The following is a 23,741-nucleotide window of genomic DNA, read 5'->3' on the forward strand; positions in this document are numbered from 1 at the left end:
AGCGGCGGCGGAGCAAGAATCGTGGACAAATTTGTTGAGCGTAAAACCACGCTCAAAACTGGGGCAGCGCCGGTCAGCTGCGCGACCGGGCACCACCTTAAACTCGACGGTTTATTGTCTTGACTATAGGGTCCACTCAACTCCAGCTCAGAAACTTCAATTTCGTCAGGGTAGTGTTCCCGAAGCTGTTCAAGCACGCTCTGTTGCAGAAGTCGGTCAAGCTGCATTAATTCCTCCTCTAGGGTAATTGTGCCCGCGAAGGAGTACTCCGTTATATTCGGGGCTTATTCGGTGTTGTATAACGGGGTCGCCCTTGACCTGTGCGGCGTCGTATGCCGCGCCAGTGTCCAAGGGCGTGTTGGAAGCCGCTTTCAGAGTCTTTCATTCCTTCAGGCCTGACTCTGCGCCCTCTCTAAGGTTCCTCCGAAAATTACCAGCTTGTCAAATGTCAGGCTCTGGCCCCTAACGTCCCCCCCTCGCATCCCGGTGCGCTCGTATTCAGCTTCCATCCAAACCAGGGCGGGTACCGTTTAAAGACTCGGTAAAAGTTAAATGGCTGAAATCGTTTCTGACCAGTTGCTGTATTGAAGCTATTACCACTCGTCCTGCCAATGCCACACAATCAACATCATGTGATTCATCCCAATCCCATACTGACTGGTCTAATACCTCGTTATGCATTGGGTGTGGAATTTTCATTCTACCGTGGAAAAGCGAACTCCGAATATCGTAGAAACGTGAGAGTTTTTTCTTAACTGCGGCTGTTGGCATTCCGTGCAATAGAGCAATTCTCTTCGTGAGAGCACTTTTGATATTGAAGGCTGGAGTATCATACAGGCCTTCTAGAGCATAAGATATCCATAGTACGCCATCAAGGAGCCATTCATTTGTGGAAGATAAGTATAAAAAGGAAAAGAGTGTATTGTCAGTTCTGGTAGTTGCAATTTGTTTGATACCATAACCGACTTTTTCAAGCCAAGCCTTAACATCATTGATGTCTATATTGCAGATCTCTGGCCAATTTGAGCTTTCTATAGCTATCATTAAACCATAGGTATCGCCTGAAAGCATAAATTTTGTGTCAATTTCGGCAAGTGACGAATGCTTGAGTTTCGAGCTATAAAAGCTGATGCATCCTGGCGATGCAATATTAGCAGCAAGAAAAACGAAATGAATGTATGCCTCTATTAGATGGGAGTAGTGTCTAATCCTTATTGTATCGTCTCTAATTGATTTTTTGGTACAACCACTAGCTATTATGGTAATGGTGGTCGGTTTGTCTGGAAGTAACTTAGTCCATTCTACTTCAATAATTGCTTTACAATTACTAGAAACAAGGGTCATATAACCCAAGCTCTCAGTTATCTTTTCGAGATATTGTGGGCATACATGGTGCGGGTTGAAGTCACCATTAAGGCATACGCCAGACAGCGTGAATATTTCCGGGTTTATACGCCTCTTCATCTTTGGACACATATCCGGTCAGGATTGCAAACCTGCAAACTGAATCGAAAGCAGTTATAAGTTTCCAACTTTGGAATCCGCACTTGCTTCCTCCTTATTCTTATTAATCCAACTCGATATTGACCAGATCCGACCATCTTCCAGAATATTCAATTCCCAGCTGCAGAATCCAAAACTACAATTCCCCAACTATCCGTTTCATCGATGATTCCAGAAGGTAGAACTGTTCCATTCTGGCTGTTGAGCGGTTTCCGCCCATCTGCACGACTTCTTTCAGGAGTTCCTCTCCCCGCAGAACGATGGGGCCGGAAGAAGCTGATTGTAAGGGCCTTCCAATTGTTCAGCACTATATGACGGCCTGTTTATTCATGTCAAAGGAGAATATGGCAGGAGAAACTGTGGTGGGAAGCAGGGGGCCTGTTCCAACTTTGGGCAGTGTCGCTTGTTGCTTCACCCACCCCCCGACCCCCTCCCGTCAAGGGAGGGGGATTTCTCGGGTCAATGCATTGTCCTCTGTTTCATGGGGGCCAGCCCGCTATCTCCCCAGCCCCGCCAGATACGCCTTGAGGAACTCGTCCCAGGCCCTCTTCTTGGTGAAGTCCAGGGTCTTGTAGAGGGGCGAGAGCTTCCGCTTGGGGAAGTAGATGGAGATGCCTCGGGAGTTGTCCACGGCCGGCCCCTTGTACCCGGTGGCGACGATGGCCGCGGCGGCGGCATCCTTGACGGCGGCGCAGGCGGTTTTGACCGCCGGGTTGGCTACCCCTTTCACGAGCAGATCGCAGAGGTCGATGAGGTCGCAGTAGTCGTCATAGGGGCGGCTGTACTCCTGCACCTGGGCCCGTGCGTTGATGAGGGCGGTGCGGGAGGCGGCGTCGGCGAGGGTTCCCTTCAGGGCCTTTGCCAAGCCGTCAATGGCCGTGGCCAGGGGCTTGAGCCGCGCCAGCTTCACAGCCGACTGGGTGACGTTTTCGGTGGCCTTGTAGGAGGCCAGGTACTGGGTCACGATGGTTTTCGAGAGCTCTTCCGGGGTCATGGCCGGCTTGGCGGCCAGGGCCTTGAGGATGCGGTCGTAGGGCCAGCCGTCGCCCGGTTCGGTCTCTTCGGAGCCGACGCTGTAGTCGGCCACGTCGCGCATCTGGTAGAACACCTCGGCCATGCTCATGAGGCAGGCGTCCATGCCGAGGATGTCAATCTTCCGCGTGAGCTTCTTCTTGATGGCGGTCATCACCTTCTTCAGTTCGATGTTGTCCAGGAAGTCCTGGGCCTGGTCGTCGAAGGCGATCCCCCGCTCCTTGACGGCGGCCTGCACGGTGGTGCTGAAGAGGGCCCGGCGGGTGCGCCTGATGCCGGCCCTTGCCTGCGCCAGGGGAATCGCTTTGGCGCCGGGGGCTGCCCCGCGGGTGACCACCGGCTCGGCCTTGCGGGAAACGGGCGGTGCGGCTCCGCTGAAGACGTCCCCCTCGTAGAGGTTGGCGTCATCCCAGCCGGCGCCGTGGTTCCAGAGGACCAGCAGGTAGTGGTCGGCCGGGTAGGTGGTGGCGCCCCAGGTGACGAAATCCTCCAGCACCTTCGGGTCCCCCATGTTGGTTTCGCCCAGGGACTGCACCGCATCCTTGGCCAGCGAGGTCCCCTTCTTCAGGCAGTAGCGGACGGTCTGCATGTTGGCCCCGGCCCGGTCGAGCTGGACAAGGACGGCGATCTGATCGGTGGTGCCCACCGTCTTCATCTCTTTAATGTCCACCATTCCTGCGCTGTCCAGGTTGTTGTCTCCGGCGAGATAGACCATGATGGTCCAGTTCCGTTTGGTTGGTGCTTTCGTGGCCATGGTGTCCTCCTTGAGCTGTTGATATCGTCCTGTGTATATTCAAAGTATAGGGCCAAAATGGTCCGATTCAAGGAAGCCGAAAGCATCTCATTCCGGCGTCATCACCTTGCTCATGTTGATTATGGCGATTGTCGGGGCCTCTTCCGGGTCGGCGTATTCAATGATGGCGATGACATCGATGGTTCCCCAGCCGTTGTAGGCGACGGTGAACCTGTCGTTGGGTCCGGTCGTCACCAGCTGGACCGCGAAGGTTCGGTGGGCCATGCGGTAGGTTATGGATGCGACCGGGCCTTGTCCGGCGGAGAGGGAGGCGGGGTCGGGGAAGATCCTGAAGTAGTAAACATCATGGCCATCGGGATTCTTGTAGCCGCGGCTCTTGTACGTGACCTTGAACTTCAGCTCCTTGTTGAAGAGTTCCGGGGTTGTTGCGGACAGCTTGTCCAGGTTCTCGAACGGCTCGTCGGAAAGGGCCGCTTTTATCAATGCAATGCTCCCCTTGATCCTGCGCAGCCGCTGCTGGGCCAGGTCCCGCGACTGCCTTGCCTCGGCCTCCGCCGCCTGCGCCTTTTGCCGTTCCGTGATAGCCTCTTTGCTTGACTGGAATGCGTAGAAGGCCAGACCGGCAAGGAGGAGCATGGTGCAGAGGGCCGCCGTGGCGATGACGCGCATCCGCTTCGACTTTTCCCTCGATTGTTCCAGCTCCTGCTCCCGCTCCCGTTCTGCCCGCTCCTGTTCGTGTTTTTTCTGTTCCTCATTCCTGAGCTCTTCCAGGGTCTGCTGCTCCACGAACCTCCGGCGCCAATCAAGGACCGCCGGGGCGAGGACATCGTGAAAGATCTCGTAGCCGGGGGGCGTGCCGGATTGGTCCGCCGGGGGGGCGATGGTGCGGAGGATCCGGCTCTCCGACAGTACTTTCACCACGGGGAGCACCTGGTCCGCCAGGTTCCCGGCCCATTTCCCCAGGTCGTCGAGGCGGCAGGCGACCTTGGTGCCGGAAGGGGTCACCAGCCGGTCGAAGAAGCCGGCGCAGAGGGTCTGCTCCCGTGGCTCCAGCTTTGCCATTACCGCATCCAGGTGGGTCCGCACGATCTCCTGGGCGCCGCCAAGCTTTTGCAGCGTGGCCAGCCGGAGGGTGTGCGAATCGGCCCCCGATTCCTCTTCCCACAGGCGCGTGAGGACAAGCTGCAGAAAGGGGGTCTCGATCCGGCTCTCCCCCTCGGCTGCCTGGGGCTGTCCGGCCCCCGCCGCCGGGGCGAGGGAGACCGATCCCGACCGCACCTGGCCGATGATCGCCCCAACCAGCCCGTCCTCGATGGTTACGGGCGCTTCCCCCGGTGCCAGCCGGTCGTTATGGGCCGCGAGGGGCTTGCGGATGGCTTCCTCCGCGGCCGCCGCGTCCAGGTGCCGCAGGCGCAGGAGGTTCCCCATGAGGTTCGGTATCCGCGCCCGGAAGCGGTCGAGCCGTGACAGCCCGTCCTCCCGCAGGGCCAGGAGGAAGTTGGCGTCAACATCGTCGCGGTTAACCGCCCGGGCAAATTCGCTGTCGAAGGGGTTGCCGGCGTCCGATTCGGGGTGATAGAGGAAGTACTCCTCGAACTGGTCCAGGAGGATGAGGATGGTGCCGCCGAACTCCTCGCCAAGGCTGAAAAGAAGCTCGTCCAGGGGAAGGTCCGCGGAGGTCTTTACGGCTTTCTTCGTGGTCAGCGCAACGCTCTTCAGGCACTCGCCCTTGAGGGTAGTCAGAAAATCGGGCCGCTGCCACTCCCGGAACACGACCACGGCGGTGCGGGGCTTTGCGCGGAGCATCGGCACGACGCCCGCCATGAGGACCGAGCTCTTGCCGACCCCGCTGGCCCCATAGAGGACGGTCATGGACGAGGCGTAGAGGTTCGAGGCGATCACCCGCTGGTCCCGCTCCCGGCCGAAGAAGAAGTCCCGCTCCTCTTCCGTGTATGGCTGAAGACCCACATAGGGGCAGAATGAACGTGGCAATGCCATGCTACCCTCCCTGCTGCTTCATCTTCAGGGTGAACTCATCCAGGGTCAGGTCGAAGATGCTGACGTTGCGCTTCTCCCAGAGCTTGCGGGCAAGCTCCGATGGCTTGAACTGTATTGCCCACGAGGGGAGCGGTTCCTCATCCTGATCGCCGCTCCGCTTGGGCGAAAAGCACTTGCTCAGATTCTTCAGGATGACCCTCAGGTTCCAGTCACTGAGGCTGTAGCCGAGAAAGAGAAAGCTCCGCTCCCGGAAATGGTCGTAGAAGATGGCGGGGATGGCCGTGTTGGCCGTCATCCGGGAGAGGAATTCCACGTAGTCCTCCTCCGTGATCACGAAGTTGTCCCATGTGTCGGTATCGGGCTCCAGGGTGCCGTGCATCTTGTAGATGACCGTCGTGTTGGCGAGGTCGATGTCCAGGTCGTTGGGGGCCTTGATGACTGGTTCCGTTTTGCCGTGGGGCCACCAGAGAACGGCATTGGCGATGTCTTTGCGGTCGGCGGGGTAGATCACCAGGTCGTAGGGCTTGCCGGCCTTGCGAAAGGCCTGCTCGAGGAGGGTGTCGTAATTGGTTGCCACGATGACCTGGTGGGCGGGCACGGAAGCCAGGAACGTGTGGAGCTCTCCCGGCTGATAGGCGTGATTGAGGACTTCGCGCAGGCGCTCCCGCAGGAGGCGCCGCCCCGAGACATCGGCGTAGTAGGACGTCACTTTGGCCAGGTCATCCCGGTCTCCCGGGAATTCGGAGGGGAACATGGTTTCGTCGGCGAGGAAGTTGGACAGCTCCCGCCCGCTGGGGAGAAAGGCAGGGCTGCGGGGATCCCAGGACGAACCGGGGGAACGGCCGGCCATGGATGCACCCGCCCCCAGGAAGGGGACGACTTTTCCTGCTTTCATGCGGTTCCAGATGACCCCATAGGGTGGTTCAGCCATATAACACCTCACAAGAAATCTGTTAGTACTGGGTGCTGCCTGACGTATATCAGTATAAGGCGATCTGGCGTCTCTTCAAGGTCTGGCTTTAATCGAGATTGCCGTTTGACACCCCACAAGTATCGAGTATTATTTAATTTTACTAATGGATCGTTTCTTTGGGGAGGAGGTGGAACAGCTACACAGGGATGTGGGTTGGCCTGCCATTGCGGTGCTTGATGCACAGCCGGCGGCCAAGGCTTCTAACGCACAAAGGAGGACCAAGGATGGTTACAAAGAGACTATTGGCTATGGCTGCTGTTCTGCTTCTCTCTGCCGGAGCGGCGTTGGCGGGGACATCTGGAACATCAGGAACGTCGGGGACGTCGGGATTGACGTGCAACGAAGCAGTGGGCAAGAAGATATTCTTCGACCAGAGGCTTTCCCTCAACAAGAACCAGGCGTGCGCCGCGTGCCACGCCCCCGAGGTTGGCTGGACCGGACCCGACAAGGAAATTAACAAGCATGGTGCGGTATACGAAGGATCAGTTCAGGGGCAGTTCGGCAACCGTAAGCCCCCCAGCTCGGCCTATGCCACAACGAGCCCCTTCTTTCGTCTGATTAACGCTTCCGACGGGATGTTTGCGGGCGGAAACTTCTGGGACGGCAGGGCAACGGGCGAGAAACTGGGCAATCCGGCCGCCGATCAGGCCCAGGGTCCGTTCCTGAACCCGAAGGAGCAGGCCCTTCCGGATGCCGCGTGCGTTGTGTACCGGGTTTGTAATTCAGAGGACTACGGCATGCTTTTCAAGCAGGTCTGGCCTGGTGCGTGCGAGATCGCGTGGCCAAACACCATCAATTTCGAAAATGCCTGTTCAGATCCGTACCAGGGGCCGTTCACCCTGGATGACATGACCAGGGCACAGGTTAATGTGGCATACAACGACATCGCATACTCTATTGCCGCTTATGAGGACTCCAAAGAATCGAACGCTTTCTCGTCCAAGTACGATGCCTACCTGAAGGGGAAGGCTGCTCTGTCGGCCAAGGAAAAATTGGGTCTCAATCTCTTCAACGGCAAGGGAAAGTGCGCCAATTGCCATATAAGCACTATGGAACAGAAATGTGCCGGCGACAATGATTGCGGCTCTTCACGATGCTCCGATGCCGTTGCGTATGACGGCTGCAAGTCGAACCCACTCTTTACGGATTACACCTTCGACAACCTGGGAATTCCGAAAAACCCGGAGAACCCGTTCTACGGCCAGCCTGAAGGTGGCCCGAACTGGATAGACCCGGGGCTGGGCGGTTTCCTCACTACCCGCATGGATTTCGCCATGTATGCCGATCAGAACTACGGCAAGCACAAGGTGCCGACCCTCAGGAATGTGGACAAGCGCCCCTATCCGATGTTCGTCAAGGCCTTCGGGCACAATGGCTACTTCAAGAGCCTGAAGGAAATCGTGCATTTTTACAACACGCGGGACAAGTATCCCACCTGCAACTCGGGTGACCCTCGGGAGAAAATGACCTGCTGGCCGGCGCCGGAAGTGTCTGCCAACGTGAACAGTACCGAACTGGGAAATCTTGGCTTGAGCGACATGGAAGAAGACGCCATTGTCGCATTCATGAAGACCCTCTCGGACGGCTACATGATGAATGACTGATTGTCGTTCCTTCGGAAGCAATACTGCCCCTGGAGCGACGCTCCAGGGGTTTTTCTCCCAATCCAGCTTGACTCCTCCAATTCCCCCGCAGGACCCGTGGCCGGACTTTCTACAACGTTTCTCGTCAATTTTTACTCTAACTAAAATCAACATGCCCGCGGTCCGTCGATGGCACCTCTGGAAGGCATTGATGCAGAATTGTCGACGGTGCTGTGTCTGCTCACTGGCTGCCGAGGACATGAAGAATATGTGTTGTTCACTTTGCCTAAATTTTGTAATACTAGGGCGGCCTGTGCGAGATGTTCAGCAGCCCGCCACAGAAAATCACGAAGAAGGAGTCGTTACATGAACAACCAGATGCAGAAGACCTACCTCATGGAATGGCAGCACCTGGAGGAGTGTGCCGAACTCATGCTCCCCCTGATCGGCAAACTTTATCGCGAGCACAATGTCGTGACCACGGTTTACGGCCGAACGCTCGTCAACAGCACCACCATAGACATCCTTAAATCCCACCGCTTTGCCCGGCTGATTCTCGATGACGAACTCTCCGTGCTCGATACCTTTCCCATCGTGGAGGCAATGGCGCGGCTCGACCTGGCCCCGGCGCGGGTCGATATCGGCAAGCTGACCGTCCGCTACAAGGCCGAGGGAAGCGGGATCGGGGTTGACGATTTCGTGCGCCGGGAGCTGGCCACCGTCAACACCGGCCGAAGCCCTATCCTGAGCGAGCCCCGGGACATCGTCCTCTACGGCTTCGGCCGCATCGGCCGCCTCCTTGCCCGGATTCTCGTGGAGAAGGCCGGCAGCGGTGAAAAGCTGCGGATCAGGGCCGCCGTCGTCCGCAAGGGTGGCCCTGACGACCTGGCCAAGCGGGCAAGCCTGCTGCGCCGCGACTCGGTCCATGGCCATTTCAATGGCATCATCACCATCGACGAGGAAGAGAACGCCATCATCGCCAACGGCAACATGATCCGCATCATCTACGCCGACTCGCCCGAGAGCGTCGACTACACCCAGTATGGCATCAGCAATGCCATCCTTATCGACAACACCGGCAAATGGCGCGACCGCGACGGCCTCGGCCGTCACCTGAAGGCTCCCGGTATCGCCAAGGTTCTCCTCACCGCCCCGGGCAAGGGGGATATCCCCGACATCGTGGCCGGCGTCAACAACGAACTGATCACCCCGGCGGAGACTATCTTCTCCGCCGCCAGCTGCACCACCAACGCCATCGTGCCGGTTCTCAAGGCGGTCAACGACCGGTTCGGCATCGTCAGCGGCCACGTGGAGACCTGCCACTCCTACACCAACGACCAGAACCTGATCGACAACTACCACAAGGCATCCCGCCGCGGCCGGAGCGCCCCCCTCAACATGGTCATCACCGAGACTGGCGCCGCCAAGGCCGTGGCCAAGGCGCTCCCGGAGCTGGCCGGCAAGCTGACCGGCAACGCCATCCGCGTGCCGACCCCCAACGTCTCCCTGGCGATCCTCAATCTTGAACTGGCTCAGGAGGCGAGCGTGGCGGAGCTCAATGGCCACCTGCGCGAAATCTCCCTGGGCTCCCCGTTGCAGAACCAGATCGACTTCACCAACTCCCCTGAAGTCGTTTCCAGCGATTTTGTCGGCTCCCGCCACGCCGGCGTTGTTGATTCCCTGGCGACCATCGCCCAGGGGAACCGCTGCGTCCTCTATGTCTGGTACGACAACGAGTTCGGCTACAGCTGCCAGGTGGTCCGCATGGTCCAGAAAATGGCCGGCGTGGAGCTGCCGTCCGTTCCGAACTGAGAACCGCACAATAGAAAAGCGGCAATCGGAGGGAGTTTCCTTAACCTCCGATTGCCGCCTTTATACACCAGCCCATCTTTCCCCGGTTTCTCCGTCAGCGCAGATTCCTACCGCACCCCCTCCACCCGCAGCAGATGCACCACCCCCGCCTCGTCGCCGGTGATGATGGTTTTGCCGTCGGCCGTTATGGCGGCCGGTACCAGCGCCCCGTCGCCGGTGAAGGCGGCCAGGGGCTTGAGGGCTTCTAGGTCCCAGAGGATGAGGCTTCGGTCGTCGGAGGCGGAGACGGCCCGGCGGCCGTCGGGGGTGATGGAGACGCTCCATATCTCCCGGCTGTGCCCCCGGAGGGTGTACATGACCTGGCCGGTGGCCAGGTGCCACAGCTTCAGGGTCCGGTCGCTGGAGGCGGTGAGGACCCGGAGTCCGTCGGGGAGAAAGGCCACGTCGTTCACCTGGTCCCGGTGCTGGGGAGGGTAGGGGCGGAGGCTCCCGGAGCGGAGATCCCGGATGATGAAGGTGGGGAAGTGGGCCACCAGGGCCAGGAGTGTGCCATCGGGGGAGCAGTCGGTTACCCGGGCCGGGGAAGGGAGCCCCATGACGCTGAGATGCTGGAAGGTTTCCAGGTCCCATTCCCGCAGGGTGGAGTCCTGCCCGGCGGAGAAGGCGCGCCGGCCGTCGGGGGTGACCACCACCGACCAGACTTCCGCCTCGTGGCCCCGGAAGGTCCAGAGCTCCCGCCGCTCCTCCAGGTCCCAGACCCGCACGGTGCGGTCGTGGGAGGCGGTTACGGCGCGTCGGCCGTCGGGGGTGAGTGCCACATCGCGCACCCAGGTCTCGTGGCCGGCAAGGGAGAAAATCTCGGCGCCGGTGGCGGCTCCCCAGACCTTGACTTTCCGGTCCCAGGATGAGGTGACGGCCCGGGTGCCTGAAGGGGTGAAGACCGCGGCAGTGACCGTTGCGCCGTGGCCGGAGAGTGGTGGCGAGGACGTCGCGCCGGCCAGGTTCCAGATCTTGAGGGTGGTATCCTGGGCGGCGGAGACGGCGGTGGCGCCGTCGGGCGTAATGGCAGCGGCGCTCACCTTGAAGGTGTGCCCCCGCAGGACCTCCCGGGCCTTGGGCTGGTCCAGGTCCCAGCGACGGAGGGTGAAATCCCAGGAGCCGGAGATGATCTCCCGCCCGTCGGGGGATGCGGCGACGCAGCTGACCCCGTCGGTGTGGCCGTAATAGGTCCAGAGCTCGCGCCCCTCCCCCAGGTCCCACCGCTTCAGGGTGCAGTCCTCCGAGGCGGAGATGAGCTGGCGGCCATCCGGCGTCACCGCCACGGCCAGCACCTGCCGGCTGTGCCCCTCGAATACGCGGCGGAGTTCTCCGTTTGAGGGGTCCCAGGTCTTGATGGTCCGGTCGAAGGAGGCCGAAACGAGGGTCAGGCCGTCGGGGGTGATGGCCACCGCATTCACCCCGTAGGCATGGCCCCAGATGATTCCCCGCTCCTGGCCGGTTACCGGATTCCAAAGCCGCACCGCGTTGTCCCAGGAGCCCGAGGCGAGCCAGGTGCCGTCGGGCGCCACGGCCAGGGAGCTGACCGGCATGGTGTGCCCCCGCAGGATGAGGAGGCACTCTCCGGTCTCCGTATCCCAGAGGCGGACGGTGGCGTCCCGGGAGCCCGAGGCGATTCGTCTGCCATCGGGAAAGACCGCCACGGCCAGCACCTCGGACTCGTGTCCCTTGAGAACCATCACCTCCGCGCCGCTCGCCAGGTCCCAGACCCGCAGCGTCGCGTCGTCGGCGGCGGAGACGGCCCGGCTGCCGTCGGGGGTGATGACGACTCCCCGCACCGGATGGGTGTGGGTGCCGAGGACCCGCTCGATGGCACCGCCGGCCTGGTAGAGGGCCGGCGTCACCGGCCGCAGCCACGCCTCGCCCCGTCGTGCGCCGGCCTGGGCCGCCAGGGTCTGAAGTTCCGGCTCCGGCCGCGACAGGAGCCGTCCCGCCAGCTGGGCGGCAAATTGATCCTTGTCCGCGGCCACTACGCTCGTGGAAAGCCTCAGGCTGTGGGCCAGGAGGGCGAGGGCCGGCTCGGGGGGAAGCAGGGGAATGTCCGCGAGGAGCGCGGCCACATCGAGGGCCTGGAACTTTGCCAGGAGCCAGGGGAAATCGAATACGAGCGCCCGCAGTTCGGTCTGCTTCCCGGCCCCGGCCAGGTGGAAGGGGAGTTCGGCCAAGGGGCGGGGGCGCTCGGGATTCCATGATCCGTCGGCATCGTTTTTCCTGGCACCTGCCCGGAAGTAGTCGGCCAGCCGCCCGTGGGTCTGTCGGAACGGGCCGCTCGGCACCGCGGCAGGGGTATCCATTGCCAGGTAGCGGCGGAAGGCGGCAAAGCGGAGCTGGTCGTGGAAGAAACCGATGAGCCCTCCGCCACCCTCCTCGCCGGACGGGCGGAGGTACGGTTCCAGGGCGCGGTAGAAGCGGGTCCAGGGGAGGGGTGCCGCGGCGTCGCCCCCCTCCCGGAGCAGGTCGATGATCTCCGGCTCCAGAAGCCCGTCCCGGGAAACGGCAATGGCCGACAGCGCCGCCGCGGCCAGGTCGGCGCCATGGTCCCGCTCCAGCCGCTCCAGGATCTGGTCGAAGAGCTCCGCCACAGTCGGCGGCAGGGCCGCGATCCGCTCGGCCAGGGTCTCGAAGTCGCCGTGGCAGCAGAGCTCCTCCAGGGCCGCCACCAGATAGAGGGGAAGTGCCGCTTCGGGCCGTGCCTCCGTGTCGAGGAGAAGGGTCTGCTGGGGAAGGGAAAGCCGCTTCCCCCGCCGGGCCAGGTGCTCTTCCATGAGGGTTGCACGGGAGTCTTCCGCCAGAGGGGGGAGGATGGCGAGGTGATCGTCCGGAAGGCGCTCCGTCAGCCGGTCGAGGCAGGGGCCGGCGAGGGTGCTGGCCACCACTTTCACCGTCGGAGCCAGGGTGCGGGGGAACCACGCCAGCTCGTGGCTGTCGCCCACCGGGTCCAGCTGGTTGAGGGCATCGATGAAGAGGGCCACCGGCCGCACTGCCCCGGCCGCCGCAAGGAAGGCAGGAAGCTGGAGCCTCAGCTTGTCCGGATCGGGGGAGGGTTCCAGGTCCAGCCGGCAGGCGCGGCGCAGCTGCTCGCAAAGGGAGCGGACCATGACGGTCAGCTCCGTGGAGCCGGGGGCCGCGCCAACGAACCAGGGGATCACCACTGTGTCGGGGGATTCTTCCCTCAACCGCTCAACGCAGGCGGCCATGAGGGTAGACTTGCCGCAGCCAGGTAATCCGGTAAGTACGTACGGCGAGTGGTCGCCGTGATCCCTGAGATAGCCCATCACCGCGGCAACTCCATCGTCGCGGCCAAAGCAGCGGGCGGCCCGCTCCCTGGCGAACCGTTCGTGCCAGGATTGCCCCGTGATTTCGAAGCGCTTCCCGTTTTTCAGGAGCGGCTCCATGGCAAACCATAGATCATTCAGAACCCGTGTCCCGAACTCCTCCATCCCCGTGAGGGCGACGGTGCCGTGGGCCGTGACCGCCTGCCGGGCCTCCTCGCTGAGCCCATCCCACTCTTGCGGCTGGATGACACCGTCACTCAGCGCCGCTCCGGCCACCGTCGCCGGCAGGAAGAGGGGCTCGATTCTGAATCCGGCGTAGCCTGGCCGGTACTCCCGCACCACCAGAGTGGGGCTTGCCGCAGAACGGACCTCATCACGCAGCCGGGCCAGCCGCTGCTGTGCTTCTGGTTGGGCCTCGGCAAAGATCGGCACGAAGGCCGGGGGAAACCCGGGATGGCGGTGGATTCCCTCGGAGCGGATGTAGATGATGGCCTTCCCCCGCGGCTGCCCAAGGGCGAGGGCGCCGTGCAGGATCTCCAGGGCTGTCACCGACTCCCCGGCGCCGGGAAGCCCGGATCGCTGCCAGAGGCGGGTCAGGGTCTCGGCGGTCTCCGGGGGCAAGACAACATCCCGTCGAAGCCGGAAGCGGGCCGGCACCGTGGTCCGGTCCCACTGGTAGCAGGCGTCCATGAGGGCAATCTCTTCGTCGCTCGCCTGCCCGCCGTCGCGCACCGCAGCGAAGAGCTCCGCCGGCACCTCCTCCGGCGGCGGCACCCAGCCGTATCGCTCCCCCAGGAGTCCCAGGAAGAGGTCGCATCGCCCGATCTCGTCGAGACAGACCCCCAGCGCCCCCCGCTGCCGGGCATCCTCCTCCGTCACCCCCCAGCGGAGGTCAACCCCCACGAACTCCGCCCCCCGCCGCCGGCAGCGGCTCCGCAGTTCCGGGAAGACGACCCGGTTCAGCCAGTCCCGCTCTGCGTGCATGTCTCGGAAGGTGGAGGATATGAAGAGGCGGATGGTTTTCATGATGGGTTTGTCTCCAGGAGCCACCGGTGGAGGGGGGCGACCCGCACCGTTATCCCTTCCCGAAACACGAAAGCCTGCAGTCCAATCCAGCAGGCTTTCACATTTCCGTTCATGCTTGTCGTCGAAACCTTCACCAGGGTCGACTCAACTCCCGATGAATTTACCCAATTCCTTAAGAAATCTCCTGATATCATCGAGCCTCGTAGCGATGATGCGGTGCAACTCGGCATCGTCAATGTTCCAGTAAATATGCACGAGTCTGTTCCTGAACCGCGCCATCTGGGTCAGTGACGATGCGAAATCGGCGGCAAATGCCCCTTTTTCCTCCATGACCCGGAACGTATCGGCATAATCTTCCGGTGTTCTGAAACCGTTTTTGGCGATGACGTGGTTACACAGGTCCACCGCTCCCTCGATGGCAACAATCAAGCTGTACTTGGCACTTCCAACCTTGTGCGGGTCGGCCGTGAACTCGCTGAGGGAAAGATTTCGCAGATCTTCCAGCCGCTCCAGTGCGGCCAGTATTTCGGAAGAAATCTTCCTTATCTTGTCCGGGTTATAGTGCAAGGCCGAGGGTCTCCCTGAGATACATCCGGCGAAAGGGGGCGAAATCGAGATAGTTGCTGATAACGGTTTCCACGAAGTCGCTGCGGATGTCGTCATCATTCACGAGCAACGGCTGTCCGAAGCGGATCACATTGTAGCGAAACGACAGAGGGGAATTGTTCAGTACCCGCACATCCATGGGGAAATCCCTAACGGCATTCTCCAGTTCTGCTTCAAGAACGAGTTCGGTCTGGAGCGGAGAATCGGGAATATTGTCGAGAAAGACCGCGATGTCGATGTCATTGAAGTTGTCTTCCGTGGCAAAGGAACCGTGTGCGTAGGCAAAGACGATGTCCCTGTGTTTTTCAAGGCACCCCCTGATTTCGGCCAGTAAGGTTTCTTTCCGGTCTGCCGTGATTTTCATCGCCTTTGCTTTCATGATTCAAAATAGTAGCAACTGGATCAGGATGTGACAAGATTTGAATTGATAAGGACATACGGATTTACGGCCCCCCCTCCGATGGGAGGGGGGGGGAGGGTATGGCCGTTAACACATGCCTGCCTTCGGAACCACCGCAACTCGCGCTAGTAGATCATGTATCGACGGGTCATCCTCGCCCTTCGAAAATCGAAAATCCGGGGGAAATCTTGAAATCCGGGACAGATCTAATTCCAAGATTTTGTCTTCAGGTCAGCGGAAATGTCAGAAAGTCAAACCCGACCCCGCAGCTTCTCCCGACCCCGCAGCTTCTCCCTGACCCCGCAGCTTCTCCGCAGCTTCTCCTGACCCCGCAGCTTCTCCCTAGCAGCGTCCCCTCAGGGGTTCCTTACCATCGACAAACATTTTTCTCAGATTCCAGAACTCAAAATCGCCGGGATCGCAGAGTAGCGCACTTACACTCCGTCATCACATTTTAGATCGTTCCCCAACGAAGTACCATTTGGTCTTGATGTCGGTGTATGACTTATCGATGCGCTGGATGGTTTCCGTTTGTAGGGTCAGTTTTGGGAGTAGAGCAAAGCAGTTATCGAGAAAGTCTGCTCGAGTAGCAGTTTCAAGCCGGTGCAGGCAGTCCTTAGCATGGTTAAGTGCAGTGGTTTTGTCTAAATGAGGTAGTAAATTAGCCAGCACCTTGGGTTGCCACTTCTCGTTCCCGATATTGGGGTCAGCGAAGAGTGCTTTGTAGAGCGCTGGAGCATTCTCCTTGTCGCTTAGCTCCTCGCTAACTTCGGTCAGCGCATTCACCCGCGTCATTTGGTTATTGATGGCGAGTGCAGTGTCTAGGGTCTGCTTGATTACCGCAGCCTTTTCCTCGCCGCTCAGATGCCTGGCCACAGCGGCCAGCGCCTTCGCCCGTGCCTCTCCGTGCTTAATATTGAGTACGGCGTCGAATGCCTGCCTTAGGGCATGAGCGTTTTCCACGCCGCTGAGCTGCCTAACCACCGTGACCAGGGTCTCTAACCGCGACCACTCGTCACTGATAGCGAGAGCGGCGTCAAGGGCCTGTCGGAGCACAGCAGCCTTTCTCTCCCCGTCGAACCATTCGGCATCGCCAACCAGCAACCGAGCCCTCTCCATATTGTAATAGGAGTTAAGTATACCTTTTCTGACCGATTCAACTTTGCGGCTGTCGTTGAACAGCTTAGCCTTAGCTGCAATCGCCCGCCTCAGCCATGTTTTATATTTGGTAGAGATGTCGGCTATAAGCTTTTGCACGAATGTTGCGGGTTCCCGTTTACCGCAATGCAGCATGCCCTTTACATCCCAATATTGTTCCCATGGGTCCCAGTCAGAGGCTCGTTCGGGGTTGAGGGCGTACGTTAGCACGGCATTCATCTCCTCGTCACTGAGGTGTCCTTTTATAGCCGTCAGCACCTGCAGCTTACATTTTATGTCCCACATTCTGTAAGCGGCGTGGAGTATCTTTCGGAGCTCAGGAGCAATTTCTTCTCGGCTTAGCTCCCCGGCCACAGTGGCTAGGACTCTTGCCCGCCACCTTTCATCACGGATAGTGAGAGCAGCATCAAGTACCTGCTGGAGGATAGGAGGGTATCCCGCGCCGCACAATTGTCCGGCCACGGCGACTACGGCGGCTAGGGTATCTGCCCGCGACCGTTTTGCGGCATCACGTGTCTGTCTGAGCACTGCTGCCTTTTCCGCGTTGCTCAACTGTCCGGCCACGGCGGCTAGGGCGGCTAGGGCATCTGCCCGCGACCATTCGTTACCGATGGCGAGTGCGGCATCAAGTGCCTGTCTGAGCGCTGCTGCCTTTTCCGCGCCGCCCAACTGCCCAGCAACGGCGATCAGGGCGTCTGCCATCATATACTCTTCCTTGATGGCGAGGGCTGCATCGAGGGCCTTTTGGAGTGTTGCAGCCTTCGCCGCGCCGCTCAGCTGTCCGGCCACGGCGGCTAGGGCCTTTGCGCGCGACCTTTCGTCGTCGATGGCGAGTGCGACGTCGAGTGCCTGTCGTAGAGCCGTTGCCTTCTCCTCACCGCTCAACTGCCCGGCCGCGGCGGCCAGCGCCTCTGCCCGCCACCGTTCGTCCCCGATGGCGAGTGCGGCGTCGAGTGCCTGCCTGAGCGCTGCTGCCTTTTCCGCGCCGTTCAGTTGCTCGGCCAGGGCTGCTAGGGCATCTGCCCGCGACCTTTCGTCGTCGATGGCGAGTGCGGCGTCGAGTGCCTGTCGTAGAGCCGTTGCCTTCTCCTCACCGCTCAACTGCCCGGCCAGGGCGGCTAGGGCATCTGCCCGCGACCATTTGTCACCGATGGCGAGTGCGGCATCAAGTGCCTGCCTGAGCGCTGCTGCCTTTTCCGCGCCGCTCAGCTGTCCGGCCACGGCGGCTAGGGCCTTTGCGCGCGACCATTCGCCGTCGATCACAACGGAAAAAGCCAGGGCCTTGTTTCCGGCTCTAGTGCGTTGGGTGTCTGTAAGCTTGTCAGTTCTCAACAGCAGGGTGAGGAGTTTGCACGCCTGCTCTTGTGAGGGCGTATTCTCAGCAACGCTGATTGCCCGATCTGGCGACCAGAGACCTGTTTTAACCGCCTCGACAATCAGTTCCGGTTCATATTTATTAGCCAGCGAATTGATGCTCGTCTTGATCAAGCCATAGCGAAAGCAGTCAGCAATATACGTTTCATCCTCCGCCACCTTGCCGTCGGCCATCTTCCACGCCACAGCCAGGTCTGCAAGGTAGCCGGAGTAGATATAGCCACTTCGTGTCACCCGTGCATAGAGCCACCGGTCATCTTCGAAAATGGTTCTCAGTTCATCGTAGTTTCCTGCTTCGGAGAGATGGTAGGCAAGATGGTCCCAGAGGTAGGGTTCTTCAGGGGGGAGCGCCGACCACCCGGATTCTGGCCGGTGGAGGGAGAGCAGGGTCTCGTGAAGTTGCCGGATATCCTTCTTGCGCTGCTCCAGGAGATAAAGACGGATCACGTCATGGAGACGGATTTGCCGGGTCGCCAGGTCGAACCGAAGGAGGAGCGACATGCGAAAGAGACGTCCACAGATATCCTCCACATCGATTTCATCGAGTCCTCCCGTCTTCCCCCACAATCTCTCAAGGGTAGCCAGTGGAATGTCCACATCCTCGGGAAAGACGGCAAGCTCCGTAAATCGCTCATTCTCTTCATGGCTCAGCAACTCCAGGCTGACGCCGATGGTCTTCTTCACAGCCTGATGCCGGCTCTCCGTTTGCTTTACGTCGAAAAAGGTAATTCCTTTCCCGAGTGCCTTGTTGCCGTATGCCAGGGAGTCCGGCAAAGTGTGCCCATGTTTGACCCGCTGCCACAGGACACCGTTCACCAGTTTCAGCAACAGGGGCCACTCGCCGAGGCGCTCTGCAAGGTTTTCGAGAGGTTCCCGGTCAGCTGATGTCGTCTCAATCCCAAAGCACAGGAGCTGAACTGCTTCGTCACGGGTCATGGCATCCACATCGACGCGCCGTGCCGACTGAGGGAGGGATTCCTCCATCCGGGTCGTGACAAGCCGGGCGCAGCGCGGCCCACCCTGCAGAAATGGTTTCAGGTGGGCCGAATCCCATACGTCGTCGATGACTAACAGAATGTCCCGATCAGCTAGTAGTTCTGCCAACCTGAACGAGGCAGCACTCACGTCAGATTTGAAGTTCGGCCGTTCTTTGCAAAGAATCCAAATCAAATTTTCAATCTTACCAGTCAGGTCCCCAGGCTTTTCACCGAGTGTCACCCAGAGGATGCCGTCGTCAAAGGCATTCTGTATATCCTCGTCATGGCACAGCGCCTGGGCGAGGGTTGTTTTGCCGAAGCCCCCGGCCCCCCTGAGGGCTGCGGTGATAGCGATCGGCTCTTCGCGTTCGGAATCAAGAAGGAGCGAGCGCAAGGCGTTGAATTCGTCCGGTCGGGGGACAAACCCCTCGGGTAGGTCCTCCACCATGAAAGGGACGCGCGGCTGCTGGCATCGGGTGTTCAGGTCGTTGACGAACTTGGGCCACTCGTGCTTCAGGTCATACCAGTGTGCGCTGGACATCCAGCGGGGCACCGTGGAGAAATCAAGGTCAGAAGCGGCCTTGACCGGATAGACGCAGACCCCCTGCTGGCGGGCATAGCGCCATTCCTTTCGGACCATCTGGGAGACGAGGGCGTTGGGGGTCATGACGAGGACCATGAACTCGACTTGGTCGAGGGCCTTAGTGATCTGCAGCCACCAATCGCGCCCCCCCTCCATGCCGACACGGTCTTGCCAGAGGGGGATTTTCTCGGCCTCCAACCGTTCTCTGAGTTGGCGCGCGAATTCCTCTCCGTCGCTGCGGGCGTAGGAGATGAAGACGCGTGGGGTGATGTGGCTGGTCATGGATTAGGTCCTTGTAGAAACAGAGGCATGCGGAGTGATTCTGTGCCGTTGGTCTTGTGGCAATCCTTCTGCCAAATCTCCCTTGACTTACGAGTGACAATCGTGTCCACTATCAAGTACACAATTGGAGGACACAGCCATGAAATTCGTCAGTGTTCGCGACCTGCGGGGGAAGTCGGCCCAGGTCTGGAAAGAGCTTCCCGAAGAGCGGGAGATGATCATCACCAGCAACGGCCGCCCCATTGCCATCCTTGCGGCAATCAGCGAAGCAAACCTTGAAGAGTCCCTGGCGGCGTTCCGCCGGGCCCGGGCGGTGGAGGCGGTGGCCTCGCTGCAGCGCCGGTCGGTGGAGCAGGGGGCCGACGGGATCACGCTGGATGAGATCAACGCCGAGATCGGGGCGGTCAGGAAAGAGCGGGCACGGTGATAATCGTCCTTGATACCAACGTCCTCGTGGCCGGTCTTCTCTCACCGTTCGGCACGTGCGGTGAAATCGTCCGGATGGTTTCCGCCGGAATGCTCACTCTCTGCCTTGACGCCCGGATCATCACCGAGTATGCCGAGGTCCTGGCTCGGCCGAAGTTCAGGTTCGACCAGGAAAAGGTCGCCGCCCTCCTGGACCAGATCGAGGCGTGTGGCATCGCCGTTGCCTCAGCTCCCCTTGCTGATCCCCTGCCGGACCCCGATGATGAACCGTTTCTGGAGGTTGCCCTTGCCGGCGGCGCGGAATGCCTCGTGACGGGGAATCACGTCCATTTCTCTCCATCCCTCTGTCAGGGAGTGATCGTCCTGTCTCCCGCTAAATTTATCGAATTGTACCGGAACCGACAGCGGATGTAATCCCCCGCAAGCTACGGGTGATTTCCCGCCAAGGGCATCACCTCTTATCCCCCGTAATCTATTATCAACGACCCGCGAAAGTCTAAAGACCGGCATCAAGATAACTCCGTCGGTAAACTGACCGAATTATATGAACCAGCCCCGCAAACTCCTCCAGTTTCCCGTCAAATTCCACGGCCAGCTCATCCCCGATCCGCTCCAGCTCGTCAAGGGTCTCGGGGTCGAACAACCTGCTAAAGGAACGACACAAAGTGCTCCGGCTTCATCTTTTTCGCCACCACGGCCTTTCCCACTTCCTGGAGCGCGCCGATGTGCTCCACCGAGTCCATCTTTTGAACGTCTTTCGGTTCGATGTGGGAAAGACCGAGACTGTCGAGCCCTTCCCGCGTGAGTTCTGCATTGTAACGGAGGTAGGTGAAGAGCTTGGGCGTTACTGGCCCCGATTTGCCGATCATGTCCCATACCTCCCGATCGAGGGGGTCGCCGGCCAGGCATTTGCCAAAGGTGCGGCAGAGGAAGTCCTGCTCGTTGAGGGCGGCGTACATGAGGGCCGACGGGATGGAGCCGGCATTGTAGAGGAGGTTCATCTCCTCGGGGGCCAGGTCGGCGTTGGCATGGGGATTCGTGCCGGTGCCGACGGATACGATCAGCAGCTTCTCTTCGCCGGTAGACCATCCGAGGTTGTAGGGTTCTACCGTGGCCATGAGGAAGGCCTGGAAGGCGGGGTTGTTGTAAGTGGTGACAGCACCGTCCACGAAGATGAATTCGTGACTCCCCATGCAGACGACCTCCGGAGGGAAGTAGACCGGCGCGGCCGTGCTGGCCCGGACCAGCTGCCAGAGGGGAATATTGAGGTTGCAGTCGGGGCGGTCGAGGCAGTTGTACTTGGCGCCGGGGTTGTTGGAGACGGGCCAGGGGGAGTCGGTGGTTGCGTTGCGCATGACCATCATGAGGAGGGTCTTGAGCCTGTCGCTGCCGAGGGTAGTGTGCGTTCCGAATTCTTCCTGGAGCTTGCAAGCCAGCTTTTCGTCTTCGTACTTGTAGCGGAATCGCTTGAGGAGAAAGGCCTTGTCGAACATCTCTTCACCGCTGGCCACGTAGAAGTCGCGGATCCTGGCGGTGGACATGCCGAGGGATAGGCAGGCGGCAATGATGGCGCCGGTGCTGGTTCCGGCGAAGAAGTCGAAGTATTCGGCCAGCACAAAGTCGCTGCTGCGGTTCAGCCGCTGCCGCAGGATTTCCTCCATCCCCGCCAGCACTTCGACGGTCATGATGCCCCGGATGCCGCCGCCGTCGAGGGTGAGGATCTTCTTGGGGCCCGGGGTGGTGATGCGCTGTTTGAGAGCTTCCTGGCTCATGGTGTCCCTCCTTGAGTGAATAGTTTGTTCGTGTCGAGCACATGGACCTGTCCGGTCCGCTTGTTGACCTCGTCGTGCATGTGTTCGGTCCCGCCGGGGCCGTCGCCTCCCTTGCGGTTCCAGAGGCAAATGAAGTGGACCTTCTCCTCTCCCCAGGCAAGTGCCGTGTAGAGGAGCCAGAGGTTGGTGCGGACGTAGGGGCTCATGTCGGCCGGGGTTGGGCCCAGTTCGTCGGGCATGATGTAGAGGGTGGTGAGGTGGTTGCTCCTGACGGCGAAGAAGCGGTTGCGCCACCCCTCGCCGGCAAAGGTGACGGACCGGTTGAGGAATTCGGGGATCTCGAAGGTGATTCGCATTTCCACCCGCACCCCCCGGGCAAGACATGCCTCGATGAAGAGGATGTCGCCGCCGCAGGCGCCGCTGCAGAGGGCCAGGTCGTCGGGGCCGGCCCCCAGTTCGTCCAGTTTTCGGGCGATGGCGGCCGCTGCAACGGCTTCCTGGTCGGGGGGGAAGCGGGGCTCGGGTCGGTCGGGGGCGTCGATCATGTGGCCGCTGAAGAGAAAGACCTGTCGCGGCTCCCACGGTACGGGAATCACGGAGAGCGCCTGATCAAAGACTGCGATGGCCGCCTCCACCTGGGGGACACGGAACTGGAGATCGCGCAGCACATGGAGTTGTTCCCGGGTGGAGTCGAGGGCGTACCAGTCGTTTTCTGCGGCGATGGTGGCGTTTCGGTACGCCTTGACCACCACCGGAGTGTCGCTTGAAAGAACTTCGACGTCGCCGCAGGCGGTCCGGGCCCAGTAGTCGCGCCGCTCGGGGGTTTCACGGGTGATGGCCGACTGGATCGCCCAGCGGACCGCCCCCTCCAGGGTGCGGATTTTGGCGTCGTCGCCGGTTCCGGTCAGGTGCCGCCGCAGAACGGTGAGGGTCAGGGCGTTGATCCCCGCGTAGAGGTGGCGCGGGTCCTTGAGGAAGGCCCGTTTGTAGGGGGAGATGGCGTCGTGGAGGAGTCCTTCCCAGGAGGCGGCCTCGGCCACCATCTGTTCCGGCGTCGCTGCAGTCCGGCGCCAGGTGCAGACCCAGTTCTCTTTCCTGACCCTTCCCAGCAGCGCGAGGGTTTCCGGGTTGTCGGGGAACTGCTCGGCAAGGTCCTGGAGCCAGACGATCTTCTCGGCGACGGAGCCCTGCCGCCCCAGGAGAACGCCCTTCTGCTGGAGCGAGTCCAGATCGTCGGGGTCGATGGCGAGGGCCTTCTCGATCTGTTCGAGGGCAAAGGGGACCCTGCCGAGCCGGTGGAGCGCCCGGCCGGCGGTGCGGTAGGCCTCCACCGCCAGGGCCTGCACCGGCACCTCCTCAGCAAGGACGATGATGTCGCCGGGGCGGTCCTTCTTGCGGGCCACCTCCACCCGGTCGGCCCAGTCGTCGTACTTGTCCCAGAACTCCAGGGCTTCGCCCACCTTCAGCTCCTTCCAGTCGGGCTCCTGGAGAAATTCCAGGTGGTGGAACACGGGGCTGATCTTCCTGCCGTGCCAGGCGGCGATGGTTTCCCGGGCCATTTCGGCAAGGTCCTGACGGTCCGTTTCGAGGGAGGCGGGGTCGGGGCGCCCCCCGGCGAGCCGGTAGCTTAGGTTGCGGTCGGAATAGACGTCGAAGGGCATCCGTTCCCGGGCCGCGGAGCATATCTGGACCACCCCCCGGGCCCGGAGGGCGTGGCGCACCCCCAGCTCGTACCAGACGTTGGGATTGTCGATGGAGAGGTCGGCCACCACGAGATCGGCCAGGAGCAGTTCCTGGAACATGTCGGTGCGGATGTTGCCGGCGATGATCTCGTCGTCGGCCCGGTAGACCTGGAACCGCTCGCTCTCCAGGGCGGGCCTGATGAGCTCTTCGTAAACGGCGTCGAAGTCGATCCCTTCCTTGGTGCCGTAGGGCATGATGACAAAGGCGTGCAGGGGCATGGGGCCTCCAGGTTATGAATGGGTAGGTGGGCGTAGTCTTTCATTATAATGGAAAATAGGCCGCTTGCTACCGGCCGGCGGAGATGGATGACACGATTGCGGGGAGACCATGGCGAGGAAGAAGGGCAAACCGTAATTAATTTGGTGGATTAGCTTGGTTGAGGCATAACCTGGCGGGGTTTGTGTCAT

15 protein-coding genes are annotated in these 23,741 nt (G+C 60.6%); 4 read left to right on the top strand and 11 right to left on the bottom strand.

What is annotated here, in order from left to right:
- The 5 genes from RCH91_RS07530 to RCH91_RS07550 all read right to left on the bottom strand — a co-directional run.
- Positions 1–227 (bottom strand): hypothetical protein (locus RCH91_RS07530; RefSeq protein WP_306534017.1); only part of this gene is annotated, 227 nt, incomplete at its 3' end.
- Between the two features lie 271 nt (positions 228–498).
- The gene (locus tag RCH91_RS07535; protein WP_306534018.1) at positions 499–1,464 is read right to left on the bottom strand and encodes a hypothetical protein; all 966 of its coding nucleotides are present in this window, start codon (positions 1,462–1,464) and stop codon (positions 499–501) included.
- A gap of 535 nt (positions 1,465–1,999) precedes the next feature.
- Positions 2,000–3,289 carry a clostripain-related cysteine peptidase gene (locus RCH91_RS07540; RefSeq protein ID WP_306534019.1) on the bottom strand — a complete coding sequence of 430 codons (1,290 nt, stop codon included), beginning with the start codon at positions 3,287–3,289 and terminating at the stop codon, positions 2,000–2,002.
- An 87-nt stretch (positions 3,290–3,376) separates the two neighbouring features.
- Complete coding sequence (locus RCH91_RS07545) at positions 3,377–5,287, bottom strand: hypothetical protein (RefSeq protein ID WP_306534021.1); 1,911 nt, start codon at positions 5,285–5,287, stop codon at positions 3,377–3,379.
- A 1-nt stretch (position 5,288) separates the two neighbouring features.
- On the bottom strand, positions 5,289–6,218 hold the full coding sequence (locus RCH91_RS07550; protein WP_306534022.1) for an SIR2 family protein: 930 nt from the start codon (positions 6,216–6,218) through the stop codon (positions 5,289–5,291).
- Positions 6,219–6,484: 266 nt separating this feature from the next.
- Here RCH91_RS07550 and RCH91_RS07555 point away from each other — a divergent pair, with 266 nt between their 5' ends.
- Together RCH91_RS07555 and RCH91_RS07560 are read left to right on the top strand one after the other, a co-directional pair.
- On the top strand, positions 6,485–7,864 hold the full coding sequence (locus RCH91_RS07555) for a cytochrome-c peroxidase (protein WP_306534023.1): 1,380 nt from the start codon (positions 6,485–6,487) through the stop codon (positions 7,862–7,864).
- Positions 7,865–8,209: 345 nt separating this feature from the next.
- On the top strand, positions 8,210–9,655 hold the full coding sequence (locus tag RCH91_RS07560; RefSeq protein WP_306534024.1) for a glyceraldehyde-3-phosphate dehydrogenase: 1,446 nt from the start codon (positions 8,210–8,212) through the stop codon (positions 9,653–9,655).
- A 107-nt stretch (positions 9,656–9,762) separates the two neighbouring features.
- Here the strand turns inward: RCH91_RS07560 and RCH91_RS07565 are convergent, their stop codons facing one another.
- The 4 genes from RCH91_RS07565 to RCH91_RS07580 all read right to left on the bottom strand — a co-directional run bounded on the left by RCH91_RS07565 (position 9,763) and on the right by RCH91_RS07580 (position 19,393).
- Positions 9,763–14,013 (bottom strand): DUF4062 domain-containing protein, encoded by a 4,251-nt coding sequence (locus RCH91_RS07565; protein WP_306534025.1) that lies wholly within the window; start codon positions 14,011–14,013, stop codon positions 9,763–9,765.
- Positions 14,014–14,157: 144 nt separating this feature from the next.
- A complete protein-coding gene (locus RCH91_RS07570) occupies positions 14,158–14,580 on the bottom strand; it encodes a DUF86 domain-containing protein (protein ID WP_306534026.1) in 423 nt (140 codons plus the stop codon).
- Positions 14,570–14,983, bottom strand: coding sequence for a nucleotidyltransferase domain-containing protein (locus RCH91_RS07575; RefSeq protein WP_306534027.1), 414 nt, complete (start codon positions 14,981–14,983; stop codon positions 14,570–14,572). Before RCH91_RS07575 ends, RCH91_RS07570 begins: the two co-directional genes overlap by 11 nt.
- Positions 14,984–15,466: 483 nt before the next feature.
- A complete protein-coding gene (locus RCH91_RS07580) occupies positions 15,467–19,393 on the bottom strand; it encodes a TIR domain-containing protein (RefSeq protein WP_306534029.1) in 3,927 nt (1,308 codons plus the stop codon).
- 139 nt (positions 19,394–19,532) lie between these two features.
- Here RCH91_RS07580 and RCH91_RS07585 point away from each other — a divergent pair, with 139 nt between their 5' ends.
- Together RCH91_RS07585 and RCH91_RS07590 are read left to right on the top strand one after the other, a co-directional pair.
- A complete protein-coding gene (locus tag RCH91_RS07585; RefSeq protein WP_306534031.1) occupies positions 19,533–19,820 on the top strand; it encodes a type II toxin-antitoxin system Phd/YefM family antitoxin in 288 nt (95 codons plus the stop codon).
- Positions 19,817–20,233, top strand: coding sequence for a putative toxin-antitoxin system toxin component, PIN family (locus tag RCH91_RS07590; RefSeq protein ID WP_306534032.1), 417 nt, complete (start codon positions 19,817–19,819; stop codon positions 20,231–20,233). The genes RCH91_RS07585 and RCH91_RS07590 overlap by 4 nt, the downstream gene beginning before the upstream one ends.
- 233 nt (positions 20,234–20,466) lie before the next feature.
- Here the strand turns inward: RCH91_RS07590 and RCH91_RS07595 are convergent, their stop codons facing one another.
- Both RCH91_RS07595 and RCH91_RS07600 read right to left on the bottom strand, forming a co-directional pair.
- Positions 20,467–21,591: a patatin-like phospholipase family protein gene (locus RCH91_RS07595; RefSeq protein WP_306534033.1), complete on the bottom strand. Its 1,125-nt coding sequence runs from the start codon at positions 21,589–21,591 to the stop codon at positions 20,467–20,469.
- The gene (locus tag RCH91_RS07600) at positions 21,588–23,552 is read right to left on the bottom strand and encodes a TRAFs-binding domain-containing protein (RefSeq protein ID WP_306534035.1); all 1,965 of its coding nucleotides are present in this window, start codon (positions 23,550–23,552) and stop codon (positions 21,588–21,590) included. The genes RCH91_RS07595 and RCH91_RS07600 overlap by 4 nt, the downstream gene beginning before the upstream one ends.
- Positions 23,553–23,741 lie beyond the last annotated feature (189 nt).

It is taken from the genome of Geobacter sp., from assembly GCF_030834625.1.
GTDB lineage: Bacteria > Desulfobacterota > Desulfuromonadia > Geobacterales > Geobacteraceae > Geobacter.

Coding starts and splice junctions, on each gene's coding strand:
- RCH91_RS07535 (WP_306534018.1), bottom strand. CDS start 1,464: ATGAAGAGGCGTATAAACCCGGAAATATTCACGCTGTCTGGCGTATGC.
- RCH91_RS07540 (WP_306534019.1), bottom strand. CDS start 3,289: ATGGCCACGAAAGCACCAACCAAACGGAACTGGACCATCATGGTCTAT.
- RCH91_RS07545 (WP_306534021.1), bottom strand. CDS start 5,287: ATGGCATTGCCACGTTCATTCTGCCCCTATGTGGGTCTTCAGCCATAC.
- RCH91_RS07550 (WP_306534022.1), bottom strand. CDS start 6,218: ATGGCTGAACCACCCTATGGGGTCATCTGGAACCGCATGAAAGCAGGA.
- RCH91_RS07555 (WP_306534023.1), top strand. CDS start 6,485: ATGGTTACAAAGAGACTATTGGCTATGGCTGCTGTTCTGCTTCTCTCT.
- RCH91_RS07560 (WP_306534024.1), top strand. CDS start 8,210: ATGAACAACCAGATGCAGAAGACCTACCTCATGGAATGGCAGCACCTG.
- RCH91_RS07565 (WP_306534025.1), bottom strand. CDS start 14,013: ATGAAAACCATCCGCCTCTTCATATCCTCCACCTTCCGAGACATGCAC.
- RCH91_RS07575 (WP_306534027.1), bottom strand. CDS start 14,983: ATGAAAATCACGGCAGACCGGAAAGAAACCTTACTGGCCGAAATCAGG.
- RCH91_RS07580 (WP_306534029.1), bottom strand. CDS start 19,393: ATGACCAGCCACATCACCCCACGCGTCTTCATCTCCTACGCCCGCAGC.
- RCH91_RS07585 (WP_306534031.1), top strand. CDS start 19,533: ATGAAATTCGTCAGTGTTCGCGACCTGCGGGGGAAGTCGGCCCAGGTC.
- RCH91_RS07595 (WP_306534033.1), bottom strand. CDS start 21,591: ATGAGCCAGGAAGCTCTCAAACAGCGCATCACCACCCCGGGCCCCAAG.
- RCH91_RS07600 (WP_306534035.1), bottom strand. CDS start 23,552: ATGCCCCTGCACGCCTTTGTCATCATGCCCTACGGCACCAAGGAAGGG.